The sequence below is a fragment of the Bradyrhizobium sp. B097 genome (genome assembly GCF_038957035.1).
Taxonomy (GTDB): Bacteria; Pseudomonadota; Alphaproteobacteria; order Rhizobiales; family Xanthobacteraceae; genus Bradyrhizobium.
The window spans coordinates 7,138,847-7,161,758 of the sequence record NZ_CP152412.1; the positions used below are offsets into that span (position 1 = coordinate 7,138,847).

Genomic DNA, 22,912 nt, shown 5'->3' on the forward strand with positions numbered 1-22,912 from the left:
TCTACCGTCGACACGAAGTGCTGTCTTGATCCTCAGGACGCTTTCGCAATCGACGCGAACGAAGCGAAGCTTTCACCTTTCGCGACCAGCCGCTTGAGCAGCGGCGCGGGCTCAAGTGATGCATCGCCGGTCTCGTTGGCGTAGCAGGCAAGCCGCTCCGCGACATGCTTCAGGCCGATTTGATCGGCCCAATACAGCGGGCCGCCGCGATAGATCGGCCAGCCATAGCCATACAGCCAGACCAAGTCGATGTCGCTCGGGCGAGACGCTACGCCCTCCTCTAGGATCCGAGCGGCCTCGTTGACCATCGGATAGTTTAGACGCTCAAGAATCTCTTGACAGCCGATCGCCCGAGGCTTGCGCCCTAGCCGAGCCCACGTCTCCTCTATCAGCCTCTCGACGTCGGGATCCGGTATGGGCGTACGTGATCCACCTTCATATTTGTACCAGCCCTTCCCAGTCTTTCGACCGTATCGACCAGCTTCGCATAGGGCATCCGCAATTTCTGACTTGATGCCCTGCTCCTTTCGAGCAAACCACCCGACATCCATGCCGGCCATGTCGCTCATCACGAATGGTCCCATTGGCATTCCAAACCTCGTCATGACCGCATCAATTTGCTGCGGCAGCGCGCCTTCGAGCAATAGCTCTTGCCTTTGCTTGTCGCTTTGATCCCACATACGATTGCCGACGAACCCATGGCAAAGGCCGACCACCACGGGCACTTTTGCGATTTGGCGCGAAATTGAAACGGCGGTCACCAGCGTGTCCGGCGCCGTTTGCGGCCCGCGCACAATCTCACACAACTTCATTACATTGGCCGGCCAAAAAAAGTGCATCCCTAACACGTCCTGCGGACGCCTTGTTTCATCGGCGATCTCGCCGATGCGCAAATACGATGTATTAGAAGCGATTATAGCGCCAGGTCTAGCGTATTTGTCGAGCTGTCTGAATACTTCCTTCTTGAGCGCCATAGTCTCGAACACGGCCTCAATCACAAGGTCAACGTTCTTGACACTATCAATACCGATGACGCCGTTAATCAGCGCCATCCGTTTCGCCGGCGCATCGGCCGGGATACTGCCACGAGCGGCGGAACCCACCCAGTTTTTCTGCATCAAGCCGATGCCGCGCTTGAGGTGCCGTTCGTTAGTGTCAATCAGCGTGACAGGAATGCCGGTATTGGCGAAGGACATTGCAATGCCGACTCCCATGGTTCCGGAGCCGATGACTGCAACGCGATCGACGGAGCGCGCCTTCGTATCGACAGGGAGGTCCGGGATCTTCCTGGCTTCGCGCTCCGCGAAAAACGCATAGCGCTGCGCCTTGGACTGCTCGCTCGCGACCAGCCTATTAAACGTCTCGCGCTCCTTCTTCGATCCTTCCTCAAATGGAAGGTCGATAGCGCATTCCACGACATTGGCAGCGGCGAATGGCGCTTCCAGCCCTCGCGCCCGCTTGGCTATTGAAGAGAGCATATCGGTAAAGGTCGAGCGATCGGACCGTGCGGCAGACAGCTTTGAATCGTCATCTCGCAATTTGCGCAGCAGCCGCCTCTCGGCCAGCACTTTGCGCGCGAAAGCCTTACCGCCCACCTCCGGATTATCGACAATCTGCTCGATCAGGCCCCTGCTTAGGGCTTCGGCCGCGAGAATCGGATCGCCAGTGGCGATCATCTTCAGTGCAAGCTCAGGTCCGACCGCACGCGGCAGGCGCTGGGTGCCGCCGCCACCAGGCAAGAGCCCCAGTTTGACTTCAGGCAGGCCCAACTTCGCATCCTCCGTCGCAACCCGGAAATGGCAGGCTAGCGCCAACTCAAGCCCGCCCCCGAGTGCGTTGCCATGGATCGCAGCAATGATAGGCTTCGGCGAGTTTTCCATTGTAGCTAGCAGTTCCTCCCACGTCGGCGGTCGAGACGGCCTACCAAGTTCGTTGATATCTGCCCCGGCAATGAATGAACGGCCTGCGCACGTCAGCACGATTCCCCTTACCTCGGGGGCGGCAATCGCGACATTTACGGATTCCATGATACCGTCTTTCACCGCGGCGCTCAGTGCGTTCACAGGAGGATTGTTGACCGCGATGATCGCGATGTCTTCATGAAGTTTAAGCTTTACCAGTTCACTCACGCAGCGCTCCTTGAGTTTTTGTTCGATTGCGGACGCTGCGGGCTTCGGAACGCAGCGAACCGCAGATGATGCTCGCGGCATCGCCGACCAGCTTGTCCATCATGGTGCGCAATGACCTTCGAATCGATCCTCAAACGATCCGACATGGAGGATCGTTTTCGCTATCAATGCTCTTCTGGACCGGCGCTGACGACTACGCGAAGCCGCGTGACCTCCAATGCTTAGCTAGATCTCGATCTCAGCCACCATGGAAATCGACTTCAGTAGTTACCCAACGACACAGGGTCAGGTGACCATTCACTTGCGCCAGTTGGCTCCTTGGACTGCCTATGCAAGCCCCCGAAGCGACCAATGCCCTTCAAGCGCCTCTTGCCCGCTTCATTGTCTCGGCTAGAGATGCTTCGAATATGTCCATGCCCTGATTCAATGTCTCCAAGTCGATCGTGAGCGCCGGCAAGAATTTTACGACCTGATCAATGGGTCCGCATCGTTCGATGATCAATCCCTTCTCAAATGCTTTCCGTACCGTCGCCGCCGCGGTTTCAGCGATTTGGCAATCAAACCCCAATGCCATGCCTCGTCCGCGAACAACAAACCTGCCTCCGTGCTCGGATGAGATCGCCTCAAGCCGGTGGCGCATATGCTCTCCCATGCGCTGTACCCCTTCTGAGAACGTCCGGCTGCGCCAATAAATATCTATGGCTGCCGTAGCAGATACAAGGGCAAGGTTGTTGCCTCGGAACGTGCCAGTGTGTTCTCCCGGCTGCCACGCATCGCGTTCCTTTTTTAACAACAGCATTGATAATGGCAGGCCGTACCCACTTAGCGATTTCGACATCACCACAATATCTGGCGACAACTCCGCGAACTCGAAACTAAAGAATTCGCCCGTGCGACCGCAACCCATTTGGATATCGTCAACTATAAAGAGAGCGCCGCACTCTTTTGCGATGGCCTGGATTGACTGCAACCATTTTTTTCCCGCTACATTTATTCCCCCCTCTCCCTGCACAGTTTCGACGAGAATAGCAGCTGGAGGGTCGATACCACCGCTGTCGTCCAATAACACCTTCCGCAAGTAGTCAGCCGTATCTACTTCTGGCCCTAGATAGCCATCGTAAGGCATTAACGTCGCGCCGAACAAACATATGCCGCTGGCTGTGCGAGAAAACCGACTACTGGTCACGGCAGTAGCGCCTAAGCTCATCCCATGATATCCGTGTGTAAAGGAGATGATGTTCTGACGCCCAGTGATTTTTCGCGAGAGCTTTAGAGCTGCCTCAATGGCATTCGCGCCTGTCGGCCCAGTAAACTGAAAACGATAACTCTGCAGACCGCGTTCGCGAAGTATGACAGAGTCGAAAGTCTCCATGAATTCGCGCTTCGCAGGACACGCCAGATCAAGTCCGTGAATGACGGCATCCGACGAGAGATACTCAGTAATCGCAGCTTTGATGTTGTAATTATTGTGACCGTAGTTCAGCGCTCCAGCACCGGAGAGGAAGTCAATTACCTCCAGGCCACTATCCGTTAGCATAATGGAACCGCGCGCCCGACTGAAAACATCCGGGAACGAACGTGAGTACAAGCGGACATTCGACTCCAATGCTTCGAACACTCGCATGTTAGCTGGCCTGCCAACCACCTCGCCCATCGTCCGTCTCCTTTGCAAGTAAAAGGCCCGTTAACAAGTACGTGTTCGTCAGTGCCCGGAGTGTGTATACAGCGACCGAGCGCGCGCACGTCTAGACTCTCGTCACTGCGTGTTGAGTGCGAGGCGCGCCTCCAGCCACGTACTTACATGAGAACCGAGAATCGCGGACCTACTAAGACCAGCAGTATTCTAAGGCACCTTGGCGCCGCGCCGGAACCAAACAGGGTGAGCTAAGGCTTTCAAAGCGCAACAGGCCCCAGAACAGCGTGTCAAGGCAAAGCCGACAAACGCAGAGCCGATTTCCTAGGGTATTTTCCAGCGCTACCTCGTCATCGCCGCTGATTAACATGCGGTGGCTTCAACGCCGGCGAGAACCGAGGGTTGGTCTACAGTCGTAAGCACGCGATGCTTACGCCCCGCCGCCGATTGGTCATGGACGAAATCCAACCACGAGCTCTCGCCCGCTCGCGCGCCGGCTGAGACCGGCGACGATTGAGGTTGTCCGGCTTGTGTCGCACGACCTTGACCTGTAGCCTTGTTAACGCGGCGTCATGCTGGACGTCTCGCGGCCCGGCGCCGACCGACAATGTGTTTATCGAGGCCTTCAACGGCCGCTTCCGGGCCGAATGCCTCAACGCCCATTGGTTCCTCTCTCTTTTGCGGACGCCCGGGAAAAAGCAGAGCATTCACTTAGAGGCAATCGGCAAGCCACCGTCGATTTTGCTGCAAAACCACGTCGGCGCAACCAGCCCGCCAACGTGATTAGAGGCGCAAAACTCTCGTTCTGAATGGCCCAGACTTCGACCTCGCTGCATCGCCGACGCGCCTCGTGGTGAAGCCGGTCGAAAGCCGGATGCGGGAAATCTCCACGTCTGCCCGCTCATATGAGCCAATGAGAAGCAGCCATTATTGCGCGATCGTCGTATCTGCTTGCCTTGGCATTCGGGGTTGCTCGCGGATTGACCGATCCTGCACAGCAATCTTAGCAGCGGAGCCGAGCTTTGATCCCAGCTCTCGTAAAATCCCCCAGCGATCGCGCGAACTGTCCGCACGTTGTCAATCGCGTCCGTCCCTATCTGACCACTATGCGCCGTCCGGACCGAGGAGGCCTGAGCAAACGTGAACTGCCCGTTGTCCGAACTATCTACTCAGCGTCTGGCCCAATGCGAGCATCTGAGGCATCGTGAGCGGATCGCTAAGCGCGGCCGAGGCGATCGAATACGAGGCGATGCGCGCGAATACCATCTCTGCCTTCGGCAGATGTATGGGCGCTGTCCATGGACACCTCTGGCCTCGATGGCGTCCAGCTCGTTCTGCATCACTTACCACTGGCTGCGATATGAGTAGCTGAGCCCCATCAGGGGAAACTAGAGACGGCGGCCCCCCTTTTGAAAATCGTGTGCGACTGACGCCTGGACCAGCTGTTTTCCGTTCCACTCAGCTTTGCGTCGCATTAACTCGCCGAAACGCGCCAGTGTTGCCGACGATCCCAGCGGGATCCACAATGACGTAGCCGTCTTCCTCGCAGCCGAGCGACGCCCGGAGGCGCTCGCTGAGCAGCTGCGCGAACGAGCGGCCCGTAACGCGCGCCGCCATCCAGGCCACATCTCGCTGTTTGCGCTCTTATACGCAAGCGCCTCGCCATGCATCCCGACCTTGTTGATCGCGCGCTCTTTGGCGAGAACCAAGGTTGCCGCCGTGTGGGAAACCGGGATTTTAACGAGGGGCGTGACACCGGTGTTGCCGGCATTCCAATAAGTGAACGCGAGACGGATTGCGTCGCGCAGACGTTCTTCGCGGACGGTTCGAGCGGTCTCCGGCTGTCGCACGGTAGTGGCAATTCGACGCTCGAGCCGATGCGAAAAGCAGTCGGTGACGTCGGGCTTTTCTCCAAGACTGGCGAACACAGCAACGATTTGCGTGAGATCCTCGATGATCTGGGCCGCGGCAGTGGCAATGTCAGCGAACAGTCTGTGATGCGCAAGCGCAACGTAAGCCATCGCGCGCTGAATCGACTAGAAGTGGTGAAAAACGGCGGGCGGCGGCGAACACCGACATGCGCAAAGGCTTCGCTTCGTTGGCGTTGCGATGCAAGAGGCGCTGCACCGCGATCCGCTGAGTGATCATTTGTTCTGCTTCAACGGGCATCGAGGCGATTTATTGAAGGTGATCTGGGATGATGGCCGGGCGCCTGCTTGTAGAAGAGCTGGAGAGAGTCCGTTTTATGGCCGTCGCTGGTGGACGGCGTGGTGTCGATCTCGCAGGCGCAGATGAACTATCTGTTGTCCGGCATCAATTGGCGCCGTCCGCATCACGCCGTCCGCAATCTTTGGTCATACGAACTAGCAGCCGTCGAGGCGCTTGTACCTCAATTGAGATCGCAGGACTCGTCGGATGCAGCGTAACAGCCGGTGCGTGGCACCTCATCCATGCTAGCCATTGTTCGAGCGGCCACTTCCCTGCGTCGTAAAACGATACAACCGGTCGGCGAACGCCTCTTACTGCGCGACGCCGCCACCGTATGGTCGATTCCTCCGCAATGAGCCCGGATCTATAGATCGTCATGAGCCATAGACGGGCACATTTGCGTGCTGTCGACCTGACGGAGCTGGCCAGCTTAGTGAAGCGCCATTTCCGACAGCGCGGACTTGCGAACGAGCACCGATCGTAAGGACGATATGCCAAATATGTAAGATGATTAAGGCCGCAAGGGCCATGTCTCGAACACCTGATGTCGCGATACACAACTATAATATTCGCAATTGACTGCTGCTTTGGCATTGAATCCTTACGATCTGTGGCGCGGTCAACGACCAAGAATGGTAATTGATCTGCACAACGGAAGAATGTCACTGATTGTCGTAATGAGCCCGACCAGCTGAACGTGCTGGAAAGGAGAATGCAATTCAAAGGAAGGTACGGCATGCGGCGCAATGACATGAAACTCGGACTATTCCTCGTTCAGGCAGGACATCATGAGGGGGCATGGCGCGATCCGAACGTGCCGGCGACCGGTGGAATTGATATCCACCACTATGCTCAGATGGCAGCGCTTGCGGAGCACGCGGCATTTCACTTCGTGTTTCTTGCCGATTGCCCATGCGTATTAGAACGAGATCACGCACATATAGCTCGTGTAAGCCGAAACGATGGATTCGAGCCGCTCACGCTGCTTTCGGCACTTTCATCGAGATCACACAACATCGGCCTTGTCGCGACAGCGACGACCACGTACCACCAACCGTATCACCTTGCTCGCATGTTCGCTTCAGTCGACCACCTATCGCAGGGGCGTGCAGGCTGGAACATTGTCACGTCGGGAGCTAAGTTCGAAGCCTCGAATTTCGGCGACAAGGACCTTCCGGATCATGACCTGCGCTATGCTCGAGCCCGAGAATTCGTGCAAGTTGTAAAGATCCTTTGGGACACGTGGGAGGACGACGCTTTCATTCGTAACAAGCAAAGCGGTATTTTCGCTGACACCACAAAATTGCATCTACCTGACCATCGAGGAAATTATTTCTCAGTCAGAGGCCCACTGAACATCGCAAGGCCGCCTCAAGGATATCCCGTTTTGGTCCAGGCAGGCGCATCCGATGCTGGAGTACGGTTCGCTGCCGAACTCGCCGAGGTCATTTTCACTTCTGCGCCTTCTTTGGCGCAGGGTAAGCGGTACTACGCAACTCTCAAAGAGGAAGCGCGCGGACTTGGGCGCGACGACGATGAGGTGCTAATTATGCCGGGCATTATTCCTATCGTTGGCAGGACTAAACAGGAAGCATCTGACAAGCTTCAAAGATTACAGTCGGATACGCACATTGACGTGCAGATGGGATTGGCTGAGCGCCTTTTAGGCTTTGTCATCGATCTTCGTTCAGTGAACCTCGACTCACTGGTGCCCGAGACTTTACCGCAGACGAATTTCACGCAGAGTATTCAGAAGCTGCTTCTCGAGCTGGCCGGGCAGAAGAAATTCACTTGGAGACAACTGATCCGCCACATATCAGACAGCAGAACCACCTCCATGGTCGTCGGAACTCCGGACGAAGTTGCCGACATTATGGTGGATACATTTGACCAACGTGCGGCTGACGGATTCAATGTAATGCCAGCGACCGTCCCTGGGGGACTCAAGGATTTTATTGAGCTCGTCGTCCCCGAATTGCGCCGACGAGGCAAATTCAGATCCGGATATTGCGGACAAACACTAAGAGAGAATCTCGGTCTCAAGCGGCCGCTCAATCGTTTCACGGAGCGGATGTAAGCAATGGGCTGTGAAACGGTGCCGGAGCCGTCGAGGGGAAATCGCTTTTGACAAGGTGGTACTCGACGTTTCTAGCTTGGGTGGCCTGGACAGGCCGAAGCTTGCAGTTTCGTATTCTTTGAGATGAATATAGCCGCTGGCGGGCGCAGCTTCCGGCTGACAGCCGCAACAGAGACAGAGGCGTAAACTCTATAGAAAGTATCCGCTGCGACTGGTCGAGGCAAATGGCAGCCTATACTCCATGAAGCGTAAGAACGGGTTGATCGCAGCGCCTGGGCATTGCGTGTTGGCGCCGAGTTGCTTCTTCTCCAGATGCTCTAGGAATGCCAGCACCAGCGGCGCATCAAGCGGCTCGACCTCGATCCTTGCTGGGGTGGTGCTGAGCACGGCCAGCTGCGAAAACGAGCAGGAATTAGAAGCTCTGCGCATACGCCTCGCAGGTATGCTAGCTGGCCCTGCGCACTTTGGGCAGATGCTTGCGCAAGAAGCCGCGCGCATGACCGAGTTAGGTGCTGAGTGCGACGTATGCCGAGCGACTGTAGCACGATCGTGGCGAGGCTGCTCCAGCGATCGGACCGCGAAGGTGTGGGTGGACCGGTCGCAATCAGACGATCGACATCGGCGCTACTGATGTAGCGAGGTAACGCCGATAGACGCTATTGGCAAATAATCGGCGTAGCCCGTTCGCGCCCCGCCCGACACTGGCAGCGCGCGCCGAAGAAGCGCAGATATCCTCGCAGGGCTATGATCATCGTCTTCACGTCGGCGAGTGAAGCCCAGCACGTCTCTACAAGAATCACACCGCGAATGAGCTGCGGATTCCAATGATCGCGCGCAGCTATTCCAATCTGATGCCGCGCAGCGTTCCAATCTGATCGCGCGCATGTGAAGCCCCCGATCGTTAAGGCAATTGGCACTATCGTTAGCCCGTGGTCAAGCGGCTGCCGAAGAGATCACGTTCTCATGTTTGATGGTGGTGCTCGACGGAGCGAAGCTGACTGGACGCGCACCCCCGACAGTGCCGTAGCGGCCAGTCAGCTTCGCGGGCAGCAGTCTCAGTCTTCATTGGCCGACGATGTCATCAAGGCCGAGGAAGAACCGGCGGGCGACGCATGGAGTCACCGTTCAATTCGAGCCTGTGAGCGTTGTGAAGCAGGCGATCAAGTATGGCATCAGCGTAAGTTGGGTCATTTATGAGCTCGTGCCATTTGGCAATTGGAAGCTGGCTGGTGACGAGTGTTGATCGACGGCCGTAGCGGTCTTCGAGGATTTCGAGCAGATAATGACGGGCATTGGCGTCGATGGCCTGGAGGCCCCAATCGTCCAAAATCAGGAGCTCGACGGCGGCGATGCTCTTCATCCGCGAAGTGAGTCGGCCATCGCCCCGGGCAAGGTCCAGTTCTTCGAGCAACCGTGGCAGCCGGGTGTAAAGTACAGAGTGGTTGTCCCGGCAGGCCTTGTGACCAAGCGCACATCCAAGCCAGCTTTTCCCGACGCCGGTCGGCCCGACAATGGCGCAATTCTCATGGTTTTTGATCCAGTCTCCCTTGAGCAGCATGTCGAACAAGCGGCGGTCGAGCCCACGAGGGGCGCGATAGTCGACATCCTCGGGCACGGCATGATGACGCAGCTTTGCCTTACGAAGACGAAGCGCCAGGCGCCGGTTGTTACGCCAGGTCGCTTCATGGTCGAGTAGCAACGCCAGCCATTCGGCGTGAGCGAGACCATGGACCTCCTCGTTGTCTGCGAGGCTCTTGAAGGCATCGGCCATGCCGGTAAGGCCGAGCTGGGTAAGCAAGTGGAGTGTGGGGTGTGTCAGCATTTTCTTCCCTTTTAGTGGTAATAGTCCGAGCCTCTGATGTTGGTGTGTATGATCGGCTCGCGCTCGGGAGACACGGGCGTTGCAACGCGATCGAGCCCCTTCTCGAGGATCGATTTGACGCTCGGGTAGTTGCGAGCCTGGATCTCAATCGCACGCAGCGCGGCCGCCTCGAGGCGCTCGGCGCCAAAGCGCTTCTCAAGCCGGATGATCCCCAGGCACGAACGGTAGCCCTGTTCGGGATGCGGCCGATCCTCGATGATCCGGTCGATCAGCAGGCGCAGCATCGGACCGATCCGGCTTGCCTCGCTGCGGATCTTTGCCGGCGTCCACTCGCCATAGCGTCGGTGGCTGGAAGGCATGTGGGCGCTGATCGTCGTGTGCCGCCCGTTGCCACTGCCGCGCATGTGCGCGGCGATACGCTCGCCGCCCAGGAAGATTTCAACCGTTCGCGCACAGATCCGCGCTTCTACCTCCCGACGGGCGAAGCGATAGGGCACCGAGTAGTAGTGCCGCTCGATCTCGACGTGATAGTCGAGCCCGACCCGGCATCGGCGCCATTCGGCATGGACCCACGGCTCGCCGGGAAGCGGTTTGAGATTCGGCGCGTCAATTTCCTCGAACAGCTGGCGCCGTGTGCGACCATACTGTCGTAGCACCCGTCCGTCATTGAGCTTGGCCAGCCACTCGGCGATCGCACCGTTGAGTTCGGCCAGGCTGTAAAAAGTTCGGTTGCGCAGCCGCCCCAACAGCCAGCGCTCGATGATTCCGACGCAGGCCTCAACCTTCGCCTTATCTCTCGGGCGACGCGGCCGTGCCGGCAAAATCGCCGTGCCGTAATGCTGCGCCATATCGCTGTAGCTGCGGTTGACCATAGGGTCATAGAGGCAAGCCTTGATCACCGCGACCTTGGCGTTGTCGGGCACCAGGAGCTGCGTTGCGCCGCCAAAAAAGCTGAAGGCCGCGTTATGTCCCGCAATCCAGTCGCCGAGCTGCTCGGTCCACGTCGCCAGCGCGAACGACAAGCTGGACGCGCCAATGACCGCCACGAAGATGTGCGCGTCACGCACCTCGCCAGTCTTACGGTCAACCACCGGTACCGTGTCGCCGGCATAGTCGACAAACAATTTCTCGCCTCCGCCGTGGTGCTGGCGCATCACCAGCGGCAGCCGGCCTTCCCAGTTGCGGAACAAGTCACAGAAACGGCTGATATGTTCACGATTACATATTTCGCGTTATGTTGCGGCCAGATTTATGTTGTGCAAGGGGCTATAATTGCGGGGAAGCTGAACACTGGGAGTATTGTTCACGCAACATAATTCGACGTCTGGGTAGCGAACCATTTGTCCAATGGAGGCTCGCTATGGATCAGACGATTTATTCCATGCCCTTGACCGTGCCCCACCGTGATGACGCGCCATTCACCGACGAGCGATACCGGTACCTTCGCCACTGTGCAGAAGCCGGCGCGACCGCAGCTTCTCTCAGAGTCAAGCGGAACGAGCTGTTGCGGATTGCCGCATATCTCGGTCCAGATGCTTCGGAGGGCATCGATATCGAGGCGCTCCAACGGATCGCGACCGAGCGTCTGCGCCTGACGGGGGCTGTCACCGCAGCACGAAGAGTGGTCGACATCGGACGACCTTGGCTTCGATTTCTCGGTTGGTGGCGTGAACCAACCGCCGTGTTTCAGTACCAGAGCCAACTCGACCAGTATGTGACATGGATGCGCAATGAGCGCGGTTTCACGCCATCGACGGTGGAGCAATGGAGCCGGATAATCGGTAGGTTCCTACGCTGGTGTGATCAGACAAACCGGCAACTTAGGGATCTTCAGCCTGGGAACGTTGACGCCTATTTCGTCACCCAGGCGACGGGACGATGGTCCCGCGTTTCGGTTGCCGGCACAGCCTCTGCCTTGCGGGGATTTCTGCGCTACGCGGCAAAGCAGGGAATGTGTACGGACCGCTTAGCGGCCTCGATTTGCCGGCCTCGGCTCTATCGACAGGAGTCGCTGCCGTGTGCCCCAGATTGGTGCGACGTGCAGCGCATGTTGGCCGACGCCAAGACTGACAACCCCCGGGACATCCGTGATCGTGCGATCCTGCTGTTGCTCGCGGTCTACGGGATGCGCAGCGGCGAAGTGGCGGCATTGCGCCTCGATCAGATCGACTGGCCCGGTGGGACGCTACGGCTTTTCCGCCTGAAGCGCCGCCAGCCGCAGATCTACCCGCTGGTTCTCTCTGCGGCTGAGGCGCTCGCCCGCTACATCGACACGGTGCGGCCGCTATCATCGTGCCCGGAAGTGTTCCTCTGCATGCACGCGCCCCGTCGACCGCTGAAGGCAGGGAGCATCTATGATGTCGCTAACCGCAGATTTGTTGCACTTGGAATCGACGCTGCCCACCGCGGTGGCCACGCGTTGCGCCACGCCTGCGCGTCCCGGCTTCTTGCCGAAGGTCTGTCGATAAAGGAGATCGGGGACCATTTGGGACATCGCAGCGCGGCGTCAACCAGCATCTACGCCAAGGTGAACATGCAGGCGCTTCGCGAGGTCGGAGCGTTCGATCTGGGAGGCCTCCAATGATGCTGACCCATGTTGTCGACGCCTATCTGGCCAAGCAACGGTCACTGGGGGCGCGTTTCGAGTCCGCTGAGGTTCTGCTCCGCAGGTTCTGCCGAGCGATGGGCAATCGAGATATCGGCGAAGTCACCCCAGAGGCGGTAGCCGAGTTCCTCCAAGGCAAAGGATCGCTCAGTGCCACTTGGATGCTGCGATACAAAGTGTTGAGCGGCCTTTACAGATTCGCCATCAGCCGCGGGTACGCGGCGTTCTCCCCATTGCCGACAACGTTGCCGAAGCTGCCGCCGCAACAAACGCCCTATGTCTATTCCACTGAAGAACTGCGCCGCCTGTTGGACGCGACCTCGATCCTGAAGGTTGGGCATCGCCCTCACGTGCCAGCTATGTACCGTACGCTCCTCTTGTTGCTGTACGGAAGCGGCATGCGCATTGGCTAGGCTCTTCGTTTGGTCTTGCAAGACGTGGATCTGATTGATCAGGTCATCACCGTCCGTGACACGAAGTTCTACAAAACGCGCCTCGTGCCAATCGGACCAAAGCTCAACCAGGAACTGGTCGAGTACGTCGAGCGCCGTCGCCGGCTCCCTCTGCCGCGCGGGCAAGACTCTCCATTATTCACTACGCGCGGCAGTCGACCGTGGCACTATGTGCGGGTCATCTCCTGGTTTCAGCATGTCCGCCGAGCCGCCGGAATCAGTTGCCCTGTCGGCGAGCCTCGACCTCCACGGCTGCACGATATTCGCCACACAGCCGCGGTGCACCGGGTGATCGCATGGTATCGCTCCGGCCAGGAGGTGCAGCGACTGCTTCCGCAACTCGCAACCTACCTTGGCCACATCGATATCCGTTCAACCCAGCGCTATCTGCAGATGACGCCGGATCTCCTCCAGGCGGCCAGCGAGCGCTTTGCTCTGTACGCGATGGAGGCCGACCATGAAGGATAAGAGCCTGCTTGGTCCGTGGATCCGGCGGTTCTTGCTGGAACATCTGGTCACCGAGCGCAATCTTTCCCGCAACACCCAAGCCAGCTACCGTGACACGCTGACATTGTTGCTGCCGTTTGCCAGCAAGCAGGGAGGCTGCGCCATCGATCGCATGACCGTGGAAGAGCTGACGCCGGAAGTCGTCCGCAAGTTCCTGGACCACCTGGAGCGCGATCGCCGGTGCAGCGAGGTCACTCGCAACCAACGGCTGGCGACCATCCATTCACTGGCGCGCTTTATCGGGACGCGTTCGCCGGTCCACCTGGCCTGGTGTTCCGAGATACGGGCAGTGCCGTTCAAGAAGACGGCCAAGACCGTGATCGGATACCTCGAAAAGGCCGAGATGGACGCGTTGCTAAACCAACCTGACAGACGCACGAGTCTTGGGGTGCGCGACCATGTTCTGCTGCTTTTCCTATACAACAGCGGTGCTCGCGCCGATGAGGCAGCAAAATTGACGGTCGGCAATCTCCAACTGGGTGCGTCCCCGTCAGTGCGACTTCACGGCAAGGGAAATAAAGTCAGAATCTGTCCATTGTGGTCAACGACGGCAACCTCGTTGACTCGTCTTGTGGCCGACCGGAACAAAAGTGAAGCGGTCTTTCTCGGGCGGACGAGCCAGCCTTTGACGCGCTTCGGAATACACCGTCTCGTGACGCAATATGCCGCTATGGCAGGCCAAACGATGCCGACGTTGGCGACGAAGCGCGTGAGCCCACATACGGTTCGGCACACAACGGCCGTGCACCTGCTGCGCGCCGGCGTCGACATCAACACTATCCGTGCTTGGCTGGGCCACGTGTCATTAGATACCACGCACATCTATGCTGAAGTCGACCTGGAGATGAAAGCAGAGGCGTTAGCCAGGGTCGATATCAGCAGCCTGAGGCCGCCACCTCGGCAACCCTCTCTCCCGTCGTTGATGGCATTCCTGAAGGCCCTATAGGCCGAAAGGTTTTACACTCTTATGTTGCGGAGCGAGCCGAGGAGGTTGGCGAAATCTTTGGCTCACTCCAGCAGCGACAACATAAATCTGGCCGCAACATAACGGCTGTACCGGTACCCGTCCGGATGCTCTGCAATGTACTCGTCCCACAGCACCTGCAAGGTCACATGCTTGCGCTTGAGCTCGCGGGCAACAACGGACCAGTCAGGCTCGGCCACCTTGCGGCGACCCGGCTTCACGTCAGGCACCCCGTACAGCAGTTGCTCCTGCTCGGCGTCGCTTATCGCTTCCGGGAATGGCCATGCCAGACCCGCGCGTGCAAACCGCTTCAGCGTGTCACGTACCGTCGTCGGCCCGACGCCGACACGTTCGCCAACCACGCGCGTCGAGAGCCCAGCCTCAAGGCTCAACCTCACAATCTCGCGCACCTGGCGCATGATAACCCTCCTCGTCGGCATCCAATTCTCCAAGCTGTTCCAGCCGGAGAAATGGCCAACGATCAGGCTTCACACCATCCGAAACTGCGCGCGATCAAATCGGAATGCTGCGCGGAGAATGCTCGGAATGCTGCGCGCCATCAACTCGGTACGGTGCGCACCATCATCTCGGAATCGGCAGAATGAGCTTGGCATCCCAGCTTTGCGACCTTCTGTCGAGCGCCGGGAGCAACTGCATGACCATGCGACCGCGCCGACCTATCGTCAGCTCCTTGATGCCGCGATGGGGCGCAGGACTCCTGAAATTCGATCACATGCCGGTCGAAAGCTGGGGACGTACTCTTCGGCTCGCGTCGTACGATCTGCGCTCACCAAAAAATCGACAAACCCGCGCTCTCGCCTCTCATATTTCTCGGATACGCCTTTCACTCGGCGAATGCCGAGACAGCGACGGCGATGTCGCGCAAAACGAATTACGACATCCTCGTCGACGTTGCCGACTGCAGGCCTTTCCTTGATGAGCCAGCAGGCGATGTGGCGAGCTGAAACGTCGTAGCCGCTCACCGTCAAGCAGCAATATCCCAACGTCCGGAGATGGGCCATAAACTCCGTCACCAGCGGGGCGAGGTCTCCCGCGTCCATACTGCATCTGTGATTGCTGAAACCTTGCTTCGGCTTGACCAACGTTGGCCACCTCTCGTTGCCATCAGAAAGCGAAGGAAACCTCAAATTATGCCGAGCCAGATCCACTGGCCTCGGCCTAAGCTTGGTGATAAGAAGGAAAACTCCGATCGGCTCGCCGCGGACTCTGCATAACCATGCGCGGCTCATATTGCGGAAGTCGACCGGCTTGGTTGCCACCATCACCCGGATAGTTCCGGACGGGCCGATCAGCGGCTTGCCTTCAGCGCGTGGACGATGGCCGCAATCATCGCCACGTCCGCGCCTCGGCCGACCCAGATAGTGGCGCCTTCGGCTTCGATCTCGATGCCCCCAACATCCGGCTTGGCCTTGCGTCGCGCTGTCTTGCGCTCATGGCCAGCAACCGCGACTGGTGCCATGGCGTCTAGCACCGCAGGTACATACTGCGGATCGTCCGCCATCAGCACCGGCTGCCGGCGCGCTTGCCGGCGCCAGATGAACACCTGTTGTGGGTCAACCCGTGGTCGCCGGGCAATCTCGGAAACGACCGCGCCTGGTACCAGCGTCTCCTCGACAATCCGAGCTTTGCCATGCTTGGAGAACTCAATGACGGCGCCCCGTCTCCGTGATCACCTGCAGCCGTCGCACCGTCACTTCCGACTTAGGCGTATGGTCAAGCATAGACACAAGCCGATCCCTTCGGAGAGATCGTAAAACTCGCCTATCCCATGTGCGGCGAGAAGGTGGAAGCGGAACGAGGCTTACGAGGAACGTTCGTCGAAGACAATCAACGTTACAGACGGCCAGAGCTTCAGATGCCTGGAACGAAACGGCATAGTCTTTGGCGAGCGCAAGTTCGGGCTCGCAAAAAGCCCTCCGGCGGGCACGCCGGAGGGCTTCCTGGAGGTCAAACTTCGTCTTGGCAATTTGACCTATACTTAGAAGTTGCGCTGAGCGATGAGCTGCACCGCAATGCTGTTTTGATCCCTCAGCTCATACAACGCTGCCGGCTTTCCGATTCCCGCTTGCGCCGGCAGTAGTACCGTGCTTCCGCCCGCGTAATTTTGGTGCAGCATGGTGTAGTCAATTTCGGCAACGAAGGTGAGGTTCTTGACCGGGGTCCACGCGGTCTTTGTACCCACAGTTGCGAAGCTGAAATCCGGGTTGCAGCCAGCTACCCCGCTCGAGAGCGCAAGGTTGGCAACGAACGCACCGCAGATGTAGCCCTTGGCAGTGCTGTTATAGCGTACAGCGCCGTAGCCGCCGAAGACGCTCGTCGACCAGTACGGATTCCAATTGTGGTTGAACGCACCGTTGAAGCCGTAGGTGGTGGTCAACTCCTGGCCTGATCCAGCAACGAACACGGAATCAGAAACGCCGGCAATTCCGACGCTCTGGTAAGCCCCAGCCAGGCCCGTGCCGCTGTACCTCGCGAAGGAACTGACCATGTTGGCGTTGAAGACGTACCGGCTGGCGCCGTTCGCATACACGCCCGACATGTTGATGGAGTCACCGGGACCGGTCGGAAGGTTCTTGACGGACAGCGCAAGTTGGCCGGCCCAGCCCCACTTGTCGTCCGGGTGGCCGGTGAGTTCGGTCCCGCCATAGTAGGCAGCATGGTTGTCGTGCGCCGCAAACGAGGCCTGGAAGAGGCCCCAAGCCTGGTCAACGCGAAGCGCCGCGATGAGGTCGGGCGCTACCGTTCCTGCGATGTCATTGGCACCATACGCGCCAGCGGCGATACCTGCAGCCGACGCCGCGCTCACGTTCCAGATGGCGACTGTATCGTGTTGAACCTGATCCTGGGCCGAGACCGAGAAGGTGACGCCTTGACCAAGGTTAGCCGTATAGGAGAATTGGTTCACCGGCTGCCAGGCGCTGCTGCCCGGCAGTTCATTGTAGTTTCCTGGATAGTCGCCCCAAGGCGTGGAAAACTGCGAGATTGCCTCGCCCATCGTGAATCCGGCGAACTGGATGAATGCGAACCAGACACCCAGCGTACCGCCGGCGACAGCCCCGGGGTTCGCGTTATTTGGCGCCGAAACACCACCAATCGACTGGTAGACGGTCGAGCCATTTCCCTGACCGCTATAACTTCCGTCCGTCCAGTTATATACAAGTTGGGCGTAGGTACGAACGGCGCCGTATTCGGTCGCGGTGCGCGTGTCAATTTCCATGGATTGACGCGCACGCCAAGTGTAGCCATTGCTGAACCGGTTCTGTGCACCGCCCGCACCGTAGTCCGGAGTAAGACCCATATTGTTGTTATTTACTTCCATCCACATGCGGGTATAGCCACCCAGCTTGAGGCACGTATCCGTGCCAGGGATGTAGTAGAATCCCGGACCATAGAGGGAACATACCTTAACGTATTCAATCGCTTTTGCCTTCACGGGTAGATCTGCCGCCTGCGCCGCGCCGCCCACCGCGATCAGCCCTGCGGCTGAGGCAAACAAAAGGCTCTTCGCCACCTTCATGTAGTCCTCCAATTGCTTCACCCCAGAGGCGGCGATAGGGTCTCAAAAAACCGGCCGCCTCCGCCCCCGACTGGCCAAAGGGCGCTGCTCAACGCCATCGGATAAACCAGTGGCGTCGCGGTGCGGATCATCCCGCCCTCGCAAGGTGAGCTTGACAGAGTACCGTCACATTTCACTCGCGTTCTTTGTACGAAACGTACGGTACGAAATTGCACCCGGTCACCGTGTTGCAATTGTTCCACATTCGTGCGCTGCGTACCCATTCTCCTGCAGAAGCCGCATCGTCGGACGGAAACAGAGCGTCTCGGAAGGGCGGACTGCGGCAGCGGCAGCGATTCAAGGCTGAGGATACCAACGTCATCGCTCAAAGGTTGCTGCCTCGTCCCTTGTGGCAAGCGCGCAGACCCGGGATTCGCGCCGGCGTCGTTCGATTTCAGACGGAGCGAGATGAAGAAAGCGAACAAGACCACCTCGACAAGCGATTGTTTCACCGCTTGAGGAGTTCGCCCCGCGCAGCCAAGGCGTCTCGCCGTGATCACAAGCTCCGGACAAGGCTCGTCTCTCGCTAAGGAGGTGGTCGCTTTCGGACTGCCGCCCCGGGGATCGCCCTGATCGTGTTAGCTCTCTCACAACCTAGAGTGTTCTGGTCGGGATGAGATTGCAGCCGTCAAGCAGATCGCGCGAGGCATCAGAGCCAATTTTCTTGTGCGCGCGGGCGTCATGTTCATCCAGAGTCGTTCGGCCCGAAGTCCCTCAGCCGCAAGTATAGATGCCCAGATCGTTGATGTCGCGCGACGCGAATGTCGGGGACTTTTCGGACCTTCTTGTCGACGGTCAGCGCGCTCGTGACTCTGGCGGCTTGATCAGAGCGTTCGAGACTTTGATGAAGCAGCCCGCTTATCTTTTGATCCAGTGATGGCTGCGGCGCCGGTGCCGGCGTCCACTCGCAAATGTGACACAGGGCTTCAACGTGGTCGTGTTCGACCTCCGTGGCATCGGCGTCAGCTTGATCCAGGGCGCCAAGATCGTCGGTGCCGACAAGATCATCGGCCTCGACATCAACGGTGCGAAGGACGTCTCGAGCCACCAGTTCAACATGACGCATTCCGTCAATCCGACCAAGCTGTGGATGACATCATCCAGCATCTGGTGGGGCTGACCGACGGTGGCGTCGACCTAAGCCTTCCACTGCCCGGCAACACCAATGTAATTCGTCAGGCGCTGGAAGCCTGCCACCGGGTGACCACCCACGTGCCCAGGTTCGCCGAGATCAACGAGGGCTTCGACCTTATGCACCAGGGGAGGTCGATCCGTTCGATCGTCGCATTCTGAAATCAAACCAGCAAGCAATCAGGAGGATCGGTCAATGACTGTTCATATCCACTCATCGGTCGACAACGGCGTCGAGCAGGCCTCCGGCAGTTCTGCCGTCGCAGGCTCGTCTACAAATGCGCGGACAAGAAGGTCAAGGGTCGGCATCAAGGGCGACGTCGCCCATAACCATGCCTGCAGCTGCACCAAGTGCTGGAAGTCCTCGGCGCCACATTCTCGGTGGTCGCGGTGCTTCCGCGAGAACGTCACCGTGCTGGAGAACGGCGGCAAGCTGAAGATCGTCCGTGATCCAGCGCCACGTTTGCACGGGCTGCTGCACCCATCTACGGCCGGATCGAGAACAAGGGCCATCCGTTCTACGGCCACAATTTCATTCATCCCGAGCTGTTCCAGCTGTCCGGCCGGCAGCGACGGGTTTGCCGCGTTCGTCTCGTCCGTCATCGAATCTGGCGTCAAGCCGATCACGACGGCCGGGATCAGGCCGCAGCTGAAGCAGCCGGGGCTCGAGCCCTATGACTGCATGATCGGTATCTCAGCCGGCGAGGCCATCGGATACTAGACGCCCGGTACTACCAGCGCGATTACGGCACCTTGATCCGGTAGACAATCGCTGTTGTGGGCCGATAAGTGGGCCTCATCGCAACCCGTCCTCGGACACGCTCACTTGGCGCCCCCACGCGAGCAGCCGCCCGCTCGACGAAGGAATCCAAAGGCGGACGCAAGGCGCAAGAGCTGCAGCCAAGCGAAGCAGCTTCTAACGCATGGCTCGCAAGTATGGAACGCTTGCAGATGCATTGGCCGGATCGACCGGTCCGGAATTTAGGGACGTTTCGTCGAGGCCGGTCGGCTATGCGAATTCAGAGCCTGGCGCGAGCGTGACGGCGAGGCCGTCCAGATCTTCGGTCAGCTCGATCTGGCATGACAGCCTCGAGTTCTCCCGCCGCTGCTCGACGACGTCCAGCATCGCATCCTCGAAATCAGCGGCAGGCTTGAGCTTTCCCAGCCAGCCATCGTCGACATAGACATGACAGGTTCCGCAGGATGCACATCCGCCGCATTGCGCGGTCAGGTTCAGCCCCGCCCCGCGAATGGCGAGCATCAGGGTCGGCTCGGATACGTCATTGAGTTCGACCAACCGGCCTTCATGGTCGCAAACCAGCAGTTTCATCGATCAGAAGTCCCTAGAATACGACGTGCAACGGGCCATAGGAGCGGTGGGAGAAAGCCCGGAATGTTGGCGGCTCCTTCGTCGGATCGAGACGCAGGTTCGGCAGGCGCGCAATCAGGGCCTTCAGGGTTTCCCGGATCAGAAGCCTCGCCAGATGCATGCCCAGGCAAATTCGCGGACCGACGTTGAATGCCAGGTGATCCGTGGGCGGCGTCCGCTTCAGGTCGGCCATGTGCGGGCAGGCAAAATGCTCGGGATCCCGGTTTGCGGCGGCGTGCAGCAGGCAGATGATGTCGTCCTTTTTGATTTCCGCACCTGCAAGGGTCACGTCCCGGTTGGCCTTTCTGAACCGCCACTGCACCGATCCGAAGAGCCGCAGGACTTCCTCGACGAACGCATTGAGGGTGCCTTCCTGGTCGCGCGTCACGGCGTCGTGCAGGCCGGGATCGGACAGGAACAGGTAGATCGCATTGGCGATGGCGTTCGCGGTCGTCTCGCCTGCACCGATCACCAGCTCCCGCACGATCCCGACGAGATGGTCGACCCCCACCTCGCCATACTCGGCCTCGGCCCGGGTCCAGAGCTCGCTGATCAGATCGTTGCCCCGCCTGTTCTTTCGCTCGAGGATCAGCGGCACGAACAGCCTGTTCAGTTCGGCGGATGCCCGCAGTGCCTTCCGGTTCAGTTCGTCATTGGCGTACTTCACACCGAGGCTGGCAACGATATCCTTATGCCATTGCGAGACATCGGCCATCAGCGCGTCGTCTTTCCAGGGAAGCCCGAAAAGCGAGCCCATGACGCGGTTCGGCACCTCAAAGGCAAGCTGGGAGGCGAGCTCGGCGCTTCCCTTTCCGGCAAAGAGGTCGATCAGGTGGTTGACCGCAGGCAGCACATGTCCGACGCGATAGGCAGGCATGTGCGCAGGGCTCAGAAGCTTCAGATAGAAGCGGCGCATGCGCGCATGCTCTTCCCCGACCAGTGAGGAGACACCCGTCCTGGCGAGATCGCCCTTGATCTCGAACGTCACGGCGGGCGCATCGACGGGCAGGATCCGGTATGTCGCCTCGTCGGTCTCGATCGCCCTGCAGATATCGTAGCTCAGCACGAGCCAGCTATCCATGCCGGGATCCCAAACGACCTTCCCTCGCCTGCGCAACTCGTCATAGGTCGAAAACGGATCCCGATCGGCAAGCGACAGCATCGACCACTCGGCGGAAGACGGCAAAATCGAAGCAGTGCTCATGTCATCCCTGTGTGCTGTGCAGCGCGCGTCCGAACGGTCGTGCCATCTCGTCGGGCCACATCATTGTTGAAGCGATCGCGCATTGGGACCGCGACCTGGATCAGACGACACGGAATCCCTCGCCGCCTCATCCGGTTTTGGACACTACCGGTTGCAAAGCTGGCCGGCGGTCACCTCGACAGGCGGCACCTCGTTTTCGGAATAGCCGTATTTCTTGAGGATCTCGAGCAGCTTGCCGCTCTCGTGCAGCTTCTTCAGCGCGCCATTGTATGCGTCGCGAAAATCCGAGTCTGCTTCCCGGAACGCCACGGCGGAGTAGTCGTACTTGACCTTGCCTTCGGCATCCACCGGCGGCGCAAACGGCTCTGCGCGCTCCAGCGTATTGTTGGCGGCAGCCATGGCGGTGATGGTCGCAATCGTTGCCGCGAACGCATCGGCGCGTCCGGCCAGCAGCGCCGACAGGCCCGAGGGAACGTCAGGAACCTGCATGAGCCTTTCCTTCGGCACGCCGGCATCGGTCGCATAGCCTACGTCCACAGACCCTCTGTTGACGGCCAGGATCGCACTACTCTTCGCGACGTCAGTATAGCTGTGGAGGGATTTCGGATTGCCCTTCATGACCAGAAAGGTCTCGGTCATCCGAATGTCCGGATTCCCGAAGGCAACGACCTTACACCGCTCGGGCTTGATGTAGAAGCCCGCGGCGATGACGTCGAACCTGCGGGCCTGCAGCCCGGGCACAAGTGCGCCGAATTCGGTGACAACCGGCTCAACCTTGGTAATGCCGAGCAGCGCGAGTGCGGCCTTCGCGACATCTACAGACTGCCCCTTTACTTCTCCGTTGGTGTCGACAAAGCCCCAGGGCGCCTGGTTGAAAATGCCGATCGTCACCTTGCCGGTCTCCCGGGCCCGCGCCAGAACACCCTGCGCCTGCGCCGCCGTCCCCTCTGCAAATGCCAGCATCAACATGGCCAGCGTTACAAGTCCCCGCCTCATCCTCATAGGATCGCTCCCTCCAGCTGCCTGCCCCAGAACCATTATAGTATAGCAGGTATATCTACCATGTCAAGTTCAGGCGCGACCATCCTGACGGCGGGGCGAGAGCGCTCCGTCCGAACCTCAAGCAGATGTAGTCGTCGCGCGCGCGTGGTCCGAGCAGCACATCGCCAACATGGAAGGCCGGGCTTGTATTGACCTGGCCTGCCCGCCGGCGCTGCCCGATTGCGGCGTCGCA

The 22,912-nt window shown here is 59.1% G+C and carries 18 protein-coding genes and 5 pseudogenes; 10 read left to right on the forward strand and 13 right to left on the reverse strand.

Annotation, left to right across the window (positions count from 1 at the left end; translation table 11 throughout):
- Nucleotides 1–32: 32 nt before the first annotated feature.
- Nucleotides 33–2,129 (reverse strand): 3-hydroxyacyl-CoA dehydrogenase NAD-binding domain-containing protein, encoded by a 2,097-nt coding sequence (locus AAFG07_RS32790; protein ID WP_342723843.1) that lies wholly within the window; start codon nucleotides 2,127–2,129, stop codon nucleotides 33–35.
- A gap of 358 nt (nucleotides 2,130–2,487) precedes the next feature.
- Nucleotides 2,488–3,753, reverse strand: a complete 1,266-nt coding sequence (ectB, locus tag AAFG07_RS32795) for a diaminobutyrate--2-oxoglutarate transaminase (RefSeq protein ID WP_342729311.1) — start codon at nucleotides 3,751–3,753, stop codon at nucleotides 2,488–2,490.
- Between the two features lie 575 nt (nucleotides 3,754–4,328).
- On the opposite strand from ectB, the pseudogene AAFG07_RS32800 reads away from it, so the two are divergent.
- A pseudogene (locus AAFG07_RS32800) lies at nucleotides 4,329–4,440 on the forward strand (integrase core domain-containing protein); the annotation flags it as partial.
- Between the two features lie 780 nt (nucleotides 4,441–5,220).
- On the opposite strand, the gene AAFG07_RS32805 reads toward AAFG07_RS32800, so the two are convergent.
- Nucleotides 5,221–5,379 (reverse strand): hypothetical protein, encoded by a 159-nt coding sequence (locus AAFG07_RS32805; RefSeq protein ID WP_342723844.1) that lies wholly within the window; start codon nucleotides 5,377–5,379, stop codon nucleotides 5,221–5,223.
- A gap of 47 nt (nucleotides 5,380–5,426) precedes the next feature.
- On the opposite strand from AAFG07_RS32805, the gene AAFG07_RS32810 reads away from it, so the two are divergent.
- Together AAFG07_RS32810 and AAFG07_RS32815 are read left to right on the forward strand one after the other, a co-directional pair.
- The gene (locus AAFG07_RS32810) at nucleotides 5,427–5,906 is read left to right on the forward strand and encodes a hypothetical protein (RefSeq protein WP_342723845.1); all 480 of its coding nucleotides are present in this window, start codon (nucleotides 5,427–5,429) and stop codon (nucleotides 5,904–5,906) included.
- A gap of 776 nt (nucleotides 5,907–6,682) precedes the next feature.
- The gene (locus AAFG07_RS32815; RefSeq protein WP_342723846.1) at nucleotides 6,683–8,047 is read left to right on the forward strand and encodes an LLM class flavin-dependent oxidoreductase; all 1,365 of its coding nucleotides are present in this window, start codon (nucleotides 6,683–6,685) and stop codon (nucleotides 8,045–8,047) included.
- Nucleotides 8,048–8,236: 189 nt separating this feature from the next.
- Here AAFG07_RS32815 and AAFG07_RS32820 read toward each other — a convergent pair whose 3' ends face one another.
- The 3 genes and pseudogenes from AAFG07_RS32820 to istA form a co-directional block, all read right to left on the reverse strand.
- Nucleotides 8,237–8,434 (reverse strand): hypothetical protein, encoded by a 198-nt coding sequence (locus tag AAFG07_RS32820; protein ID WP_342723848.1) that lies wholly within the window; start codon nucleotides 8,432–8,434, stop codon nucleotides 8,237–8,239.
- A gap of 694 nt (nucleotides 8,435–9,128) precedes the next feature.
- A complete protein-coding gene (gene istB / locus AAFG07_RS32825; protein ID WP_342723849.1) occupies nucleotides 9,129–9,869 on the reverse strand; it encodes an IS21-like element helper ATPase IstB in 741 nt (246 codons plus the stop codon).
- A gap of 11 nt (nucleotides 9,870–9,880) precedes the next feature.
- A pseudogene (gene istA / locus AAFG07_RS32830) lies at nucleotides 9,881–11,074 on the reverse strand (IS21 family transposase); the annotation flags it as partial.
- Nucleotides 11,075–11,229: 155 nt separating this feature from the next.
- Between istA and AAFG07_RS32835 the strand changes: the two are divergent.
- The 4 genes from AAFG07_RS32835 to AAFG07_RS32850 are packed head-to-tail and all read left to right on the forward strand — an operon-like array spanning nucleotide 11,230 to nucleotide 14,379.
- Nucleotides 11,230–12,453 (forward strand): tyrosine-type recombinase/integrase, encoded by a 1,224-nt coding sequence (locus tag AAFG07_RS32835; RefSeq protein WP_342723850.1) that lies wholly within the window; start codon nucleotides 11,230–11,232, stop codon nucleotides 12,451–12,453.
- Nucleotides 12,450–12,887 carry a hypothetical protein gene (locus AAFG07_RS32840; RefSeq protein ID WP_342723851.1) on the forward strand — a complete coding sequence of 146 codons (438 nt, stop codon included), beginning with the start codon at nucleotides 12,450–12,452 and terminating at the stop codon, nucleotides 12,885–12,887. Before AAFG07_RS32835 ends, AAFG07_RS32840 begins: the two co-directional genes overlap by 4 nt.
- 24 nt (nucleotides 12,888–12,911) lie before the next feature.
- A complete protein-coding gene (locus AAFG07_RS32845; RefSeq protein ID WP_342723852.1) occupies nucleotides 12,912–13,394 on the forward strand; it encodes a tyrosine-type recombinase/integrase in 483 nt (160 codons plus the stop codon).
- Complete coding sequence (locus AAFG07_RS32850) at nucleotides 13,384–14,379, forward strand: tyrosine-type recombinase/integrase (RefSeq protein WP_342723853.1); 996 nt, start codon at nucleotides 13,384–13,386, stop codon at nucleotides 14,377–14,379. Before AAFG07_RS32845 ends, AAFG07_RS32850 begins: the two co-directional genes overlap by 11 nt.
- Nucleotides 14,380–14,441: 62 nt before the next feature.
- Here the strand turns inward: AAFG07_RS32850 and AAFG07_RS32855 are convergent, their stop codons facing one another.
- Nucleotides 14,442–14,816: a helix-turn-helix domain-containing protein gene (locus tag AAFG07_RS32855; RefSeq protein ID WP_342723854.1), complete on the reverse strand. Its 375-nt coding sequence runs from the start codon at nucleotides 14,814–14,816 to the stop codon at nucleotides 14,442–14,444.
- A 51-nt stretch (nucleotides 14,817–14,867) separates the two neighbouring features.
- Between AAFG07_RS32855 and AAFG07_RS32860 the strand changes: the two genes are divergently transcribed.
- Complete coding sequence (locus AAFG07_RS32860; protein ID WP_342723856.1) at nucleotides 14,868–15,002, forward strand: hypothetical protein; 135 nt, start codon at nucleotides 14,868–14,870, stop codon at nucleotides 15,000–15,002.
- Between the two features lie 704 nt (nucleotides 15,003–15,706).
- Here the strand turns inward: AAFG07_RS32860 and AAFG07_RS32865 are convergent.
- The 3 genes and pseudogenes from AAFG07_RS32865 to AAFG07_RS32875 all read right to left on the reverse strand — a co-directional run bounded on the left by AAFG07_RS32865 (nucleotide 15,707) and on the right by AAFG07_RS32875 (nucleotide 17,935).
- Complete coding sequence (locus AAFG07_RS32865) at nucleotides 15,707–15,919, reverse strand: hypothetical protein (RefSeq protein ID WP_342723857.1); 213 nt, start codon at nucleotides 15,917–15,919, stop codon at nucleotides 15,707–15,709.
- 48 nt (nucleotides 15,920–15,967) lie between these two features.
- Nucleotides 15,968–16,066 (reverse strand): annotated as a pseudogene (locus tag AAFG07_RS32870) (transposase); the annotation flags it as partial.
- 330 nt (nucleotides 16,067–16,396) lie between these two features.
- Nucleotides 16,397–17,935 (reverse strand): porin, encoded by a 1,539-nt coding sequence (locus tag AAFG07_RS32875; RefSeq protein WP_342723858.1) that lies wholly within the window; start codon nucleotides 17,933–17,935, stop codon nucleotides 16,397–16,399.
- 961 nt (nucleotides 17,936–18,896) lie between these two features.
- Between AAFG07_RS32875 and AAFG07_RS32880 the strand changes: the two are divergent.
- Nucleotides 18,897–19,267 (forward strand): annotated as a pseudogene (locus AAFG07_RS32880) (zinc-binding dehydrogenase); the annotation flags it as partial.
- 34 nt (nucleotides 19,268–19,301) lie between these two features.
- Nucleotides 19,302–19,826, forward strand: a pseudogene (locus tag AAFG07_RS32885) (glutathione-dependent formaldehyde-activating protein).
- A gap of 288 nt (nucleotides 19,827–20,114) precedes the next feature.
- On the opposite strand, the gene AAFG07_RS32890 reads toward AAFG07_RS32885, so the two are convergent.
- The 3 genes from AAFG07_RS32890 to ehuB form a co-directional block, all read right to left on the reverse strand.
- Entirely contained in the window at nucleotides 20,115–20,435 is a 321-nt protein-coding gene (locus tag AAFG07_RS32890) for a 2Fe-2S iron-sulfur cluster-binding protein (RefSeq protein ID WP_342723859.1), read from the reverse strand.
- Nucleotides 20,436–20,448: 13 nt separating this feature from the next.
- Entirely contained in the window at nucleotides 20,449–21,678 is a 1,230-nt protein-coding gene (locus AAFG07_RS32895) for a cytochrome P450 (RefSeq protein WP_342723860.1), read from the reverse strand.
- A gap of 144 nt (nucleotides 21,679–21,822) precedes the next feature.
- Nucleotides 21,823–22,647 carry an ectoine/hydroxyectoine ABC transporter substrate-binding protein EhuB gene (gene ehuB, locus AAFG07_RS32900; protein WP_342723861.1) on the reverse strand — a complete coding sequence of 275 codons (825 nt, stop codon included), beginning with the start codon at nucleotides 22,645–22,647 and terminating at the stop codon, nucleotides 21,823–21,825.
- Between the last annotated feature and the right edge of the window lie 265 nt (nucleotides 22,648–22,912).